1 protein-coding gene is annotated in these 2,120 nt (G+C 62.7%); it reads left to right on the top strand.

Features of this window, described 5'->3' with window-relative positions:
- A partial coding sequence (locus CQ009_RS29720; protein WP_146117580.1) for an RHS domain-containing protein occupies nt 1-2,120 on the top strand: 2,120 nt, incomplete at both ends.

Genomic DNA, 2,120 nt, shown 5'->3' with positions numbered 1-2,120 from the left:
AGCGCGGCTGGTGCGCAAGGTCGAGGCCGATGGCGGCGAGCAGCTCAAGGCCTATGACGATGCCGGGCGCCTGATTGCCGAGCAGGATGCGTTAGGCGCCGTCACCGAATACCGCTACGACGAAGTCGGACGGCTGATCGCGCTGATTCCGCCGGATGACGCGCCAACGTCCTACGAGTACCGCAACGGTTTCCTCTACCGGCGTTCACGCCTTGATGCGGTGTGGCTCTATCGGCGCAATGCCGAGGGCGATGTCACCGAAGCAGTCGATCCCGACGGCAAGGTCACGCATTACTACTACGACGTACGCGGGCAACTGCTGTCGATCCGTTACCCGGACAGCAGCCGGATTCGGCTGGCGTGGAATGACCTCGGTCAGCTCATTGAAGAGACATTGCCTGACGGTGGCGTACGGCACTTTTCCTACGACGCGTTGGGGCGGCGGACCACCACCGTAGACGAACATGGTGCGGTGACCCGTCAACAGTGGGACGCGGCGGGTCGGCTGGCTCAGACGACGTTGCCGAGCGGCGCTACTCGCGCTTGCAGCTACGGCGCTTACGGTCAGGTCACTGCCGAACGCGATGAACTGGGGCGCATCACCCGTTATGAATATGACGACGATCTGCACCTGGTCTCGCGAAAGATCAATCCTGACGGCACGCGGGTGCAGTACCGCTACGACCATGCGCAGTTGTTGCTCACCGAGATTGAAAACGAGTCCGGCGAAAAGTATCGGCTGGACTACACGTCGACCGGACTGATCCGCCAGGAAACCGGCTTCGACGGGCGGCGCACCGCGTATGCCTACGACCTCAACGGCCATCTGCTGGAGAAAACCGAATACGGCGATGACGGCTCGCAGCTGGTCACGGCGTATGCACGCGACAGCGCCGGGCGCCTGTTGGTCAAAACCCTGCCGGACGGGGTCAAGGTCAGCTATCAATACGACCGCCTCGGTCGTTTGACCGGCGTCGATGACGGCCAGAACCATCCGCTGGCCTTCGAGTACGACCGTCAGGACCGACTGATCACCGAGCATCAGGGCTGGGGCACGCTGCGTTACAGCTATGACGCCTGCGGTCAGCTCAAACGCCTGCGCCTGCCGGACAACAGCAAGCTCGATTACCACTACGCCAAGGGCGGCGCGCTGACCGGCATCGACCTCAACGGCGCGCAACTGACCACGCATGTCTTTCAATCCGGGCGTGAACAACAACGCCAGCAAGGCCTGCTGCTCAGCGAATATTCTTACGACGATCAGGGCCGATTGCTCGCCCATGCAGTAGGCCATTCCCACGATGCGCTGTACCGCCGCGACTATGCCTACAGCGCCAACGGCAATCTGGAACACATCGCCGACACCCGCCACGGCCAGCGCACCTACGCCTACGACGCCCTTGACCGGCTGATCCGCGTGCGCCATTCGCGCGACGAACTGCCGGAATCCTTTGCCCACGACCCAGCCGGCAACCTGCTGATGCAGGACCGCCCCGGCCCCAGCCAGATCAAAGGCAATCGCCTGCTGATGCAGGGTGACCGGCATTACGACTACGACGCCTTCGGCAACCTGATCCGCGAACGCCGTGGCACCGCGCAAAAACTCGTCAGCGAATACCGCTACGACAGCCAGCACCGCCTGATCGGCCTGACCCGACCGGACGGCCAAACCGCTAGTTACCAGTACGACGCCTTTGGCCGGCGTATCCGCAAAACCGTCAACGGCCAGATAACCGAATTCTTCTGGCAGGGCGACAACCTCGTCGCCGAAAGCAGCCCGAGCGAATACCGCAGCTACGTCTACGAACCCGGCACCTTCCGCCCGCTGGCGCTGCTCGACGGCAAAGGCCCGAAAAAGGCCTGCCCGTTCTATTACCAACTCGACCACCTCGGCACGCCGCTGGAACTCACGGATTACAGCGGAGAAATCGTCTGGGCTGCGCAGTACGACGCCTACGGCAAAGTCGCCGCGCTGAGCCTGGCAGCGGCGGAATACCTCGATCAGCCGCTGCGGTTTCAGGGGCAGTATTTCGATGCGGAGAGTGGGCTGCATTACAACCGGCACCGGTATTACGACCCGCGGTTGGGAAGGTATCTGACGCCGGATCCCATCAAGCTGG

This window comes from Pseudomonas sp. MYb2 (assembly GCF_002979955.1).
Taxonomy (GTDB): domain Bacteria; phylum Pseudomonadota; class Gammaproteobacteria; order Pseudomonadales; family Pseudomonadaceae; genus Aquipseudomonas.
The sequence above is the reverse complement of the archived record's forward strand: the minus strand, read 5'-3'. Positions and strand labels throughout refer to the sequence as shown.